Raw genomic sequence first — 3,185 nt, forward strand, 5'->3', positions numbered from 1 at the left:
GGCTGCGCCTGTGCCTGGAATGAGGTCGAACTCGTGGGTGGTCATATATGTCAAGGGACATCTCAACCTGCATGCTCACGGACACCTAAGTTGCACGGTGACGGACACTAGTTTTTGCACGGGTGAAGGCGCCCACTTGAAGAGCGTGTCGCACCAAGCTTTCAATTTGGGATTGGTGTTAGAGGGGCATCACCCCCTTGCCCGAGAGAGCCTGTGAGAGTCGGATGGACTCGCCGGTCGTCTCTATGAGATGGGCATGGTGAGCCAGGCGGTCGACAAGCGCTGCAGCAATCGATCTTGGGTTGAGGATCTCATCAAAGGAAGCGAGTCCAAAGTTAGAGGTCACTATCAACGAGGTGGTCTCATAACAGGTCTCGACGACGCGATAGAGCGCTTCGGAGTCGTTCTCACCAATCGGTAGGATCCCTAGATCATCGATGATGACCAGATCGAGACGTCTGAACTTGGCCAGGGTTGAACTAAGGGTATCGGTCGCCTTGGCCGTTGCGATGGTTTGGGCAAGCGATTCGGAGTTAAACCACGATACTCGCATACCAGCCTCGATCCCCTCGGATGCCAGTGCCTCTGCAAGGAAGCTCTTACCCGTCCCTGGCGGACCACAGACAACGAGGTTCTCTGCTCGCCGTATCCACTCCAAGGTACCAAGTGCGTTAATGACATGGGTGGGCACCGATGAGACCGAATGGTCAAACCCAGCCAGGGTTCTATTGCCAGGCAGGTTTGCAACCGCGCGTCTCACGAGTAGTGTCGAGGCATTTCTCCCGTCGATCTCGGTTTCAAGGAGAACTCGTAGGAGCTCTATTGGATCCCACCGTTGCGCCTTGGCCGTTGTACAGAGATCTTGGAAGTTACGACGCAGGTGGGGCAATCGGAGCCGCTTGGTCATCTCAGCGATCTCTGTTGCTACCGGGTTGGTCTCTCCTTGGGTCATCTGCATGCCGAGACCGCCTTGAGCTTTGCGTAGGGCAAGGTTGAGCTACCCAGGCTCTCAACCTCACGAGCCTTTGGTGCCGGTGTCACCTGTTGTGCCTTGGCTAGCAATGCCTTCATCGTCGTATAGCTAAAGTCACCAATGGCTAAGGACTCCACAATCGCAGCACAAGCACTCTGGCTGGATGCCTTCACCATCAAACCCATAGTGTCAGGGATCTTCTTGGTCCCGAGTGAGGCAGCTCTCTCGAGCCAGGTCCCAGCCTCGGTTGTGATACCAAGGAACTTGCCTTCAGTCTCGTTCGTCGGGATTGGGTGTCGAACGAGCGGACCACTTGGGTGTGCCGGGTCCTTGTGCTTGTCAGAGATCACGTACCCATAGGGTTCACCTCTCTTGTGACGAGCGACCTCGGTGACTCCGCTCCCCGTGACCGTGACGATCACCACCTCATCGTCGACCTCGCGCACATAGACGCTAGATCCGCGAAGTGAAGGGTCCACCGAGTAGCCACAGCGACGATAGCGAACGATTCCCATGTTGGCCTCTACATGACGCATGACCCCGTAGGCAGCCACGTAAGGATTCTTGGGCAACGAGGAGAACACCGTTAGCTCCTCGGGGAGAACGAGCGAGGGGATCTTACCTGTGCCTGAGTGCACCTTGGCGTTGATCTCGATGTTGAAGGCATCAATTGCATCCTTTAGTTGAGCGATGCTCTCGTAGTTGGCCACCAGGTTGGCATCCGTTGGGCACAGGTGCTCTTTTGCGACACGTACCGCCCGTTCTACCCCACCTTTTGAAGCTGGGTCATAGGGGATACAGGTCTGTAACACAAACCCGTAGGCGGAGGCGAACTTGACCATCTTGGCATTTAAGACCGCAACGTTTGCGATGTGAGCCGTAGCGGCTGTCTTGGCGTTATCGGTGAGCACGTAGTGGGGAACCCCTCCGGTCATCTCAAAGCAGGTGTGAAGGGCACCGATGACGTTAGGGAGAGACTGATCGGGGATGTAGAGCACGATTCGATACTTGGAGTAGGGCAGGTAGTAGTGAAACAGGGTGGTCTTTTCGCCATCAATGACCGGCCCATCCGAGAAGTCGTACTGGGCCCACTTGCCAGGCTCTGGGATCCAGGGCCAATACACGCGGGCATGAGCCCGTCGGTACTTGGACTTTTCCTTGCGCACCGCTCGCCTGGTGGTGCGTCCCGAACCCTTGTACCCAATCCCTTGGAGTCTTCGATGGATGACATCGGCTCTGATGAAGCCCTCGGAGGCCTCTACGAGTTCGGTGATGAGGCTAAGCTCATCGGCCCTAAAGATTGACGAAGTACTTTGTCGTAGTCCTCTCGTAGCTAGAGTTCCATCCTTTCTGGCTTGTACCAGGGCTTTTACGGTATTAGGAGAGCAGTGGCACTCTCTGGCCGCTTGGTTGTAGGACTGATAGAGGTCATAGGCCTCAAGTATGTTCATGGCTTGGGTACTATCCTTCATGTGTAACGGCTCCTCCTGGAACTTGGGAATGTAACAATCTCCAGTTTCATCCAGTGAGGAGCCTGTTTGTTAATCCGAGTTGTATCTGGCGCGCGAATCCCTAGGACCCGACGATGAACTCAGTGCCGGCGAGTTCACTAATTGCGACGCTTTCGTCACACGAGGGGCAATGCCCCCCGATTCCGACTCGTCGCATGAAGGTGTGACACTCTAAGCAGCGTTGCTCTCCAAGAGAGCGCTCGCCGCAAGAATCGCACTCATAGACGGTGATCTCCCGACGTGACCGTGACTTGGCTACGGTGATATTCTCCCTATCCACACTGCGTCGTCTGCGATAGCCAAGAGAACGACAAGCATCTGAGCAGTAGGTTCTCCTCCCTGATGAGGGGAAGCTATTCCCACAGACTGGGCACGTTATCGTGACGCTATCGTGACGCAACGGGGATTTGACTCCTGGTGACCCCACACTCGGGTGGAGTTGGTTGATTTCATTGACGCTGGACATGGTGACACTCCAATTCTTAGGCAGTTGTGCATTGCTGGACATGATGTGTGCTCTGGTGCGTTCTCGAGTCGCCATTGACAAACCCGATGCTCTCGCTGTTGCGCCTCAACGATGTACGCGTACTTCACCTTGAACCAGCCACCCTTGGAGGGCAGTGATGTGCGTGCAGTTTTGGTCGTCCGCTACCGTGCAATTATTTGGCCGCATCTATGCATTATTGCATGGCCGCTAACAC

Annotated in this window: 3 protein-coding genes; all 3 read right to left on the minus strand. The window is 55.4% G+C overall.

The window, feature by feature from the left end:
- Window positions 1–178: 178 nt before the first annotated feature.
- Window positions 179–958 carry an IS21-like element helper ATPase IstB gene (istB, locus tag FEAC_RS14335; RefSeq protein ID WP_201773935.1) on the minus strand — a complete coding sequence of 260 codons (780 nt, stop codon included), beginning with the start codon at window positions 956–958 and terminating at the stop codon, window positions 179–181.
- Complete coding sequence (gene istA, locus FEAC_RS14340) at window positions 949–2,445, minus strand: IS21 family transposase (RefSeq protein WP_052566609.1); 1,497 nt, start codon at window positions 2,443–2,445, stop codon at window positions 949–951. Before istA ends, istB begins: the two co-directional genes overlap by 10 nt.
- A 100-nt stretch (window positions 2,446–2,545) precedes the next feature.
- Window positions 2,546–2,950 (minus strand): hypothetical protein, encoded by a 405-nt coding sequence (locus tag FEAC_RS15395; RefSeq protein ID WP_035391790.1) that lies wholly within the window; start codon window positions 2,948–2,950, stop codon window positions 2,546–2,548.
- Between the last annotated feature and the right edge of the window lie 235 nt (window positions 2,951–3,185).

The sequence above is a fragment of the Ferrimicrobium acidiphilum DSM 19497 genome, assembly GCF_000949255.1.
Lineage (GTDB): Bacteria > Actinomycetota > Acidimicrobiia > Acidimicrobiales > Acidimicrobiaceae > Ferrimicrobium > Ferrimicrobium acidiphilum.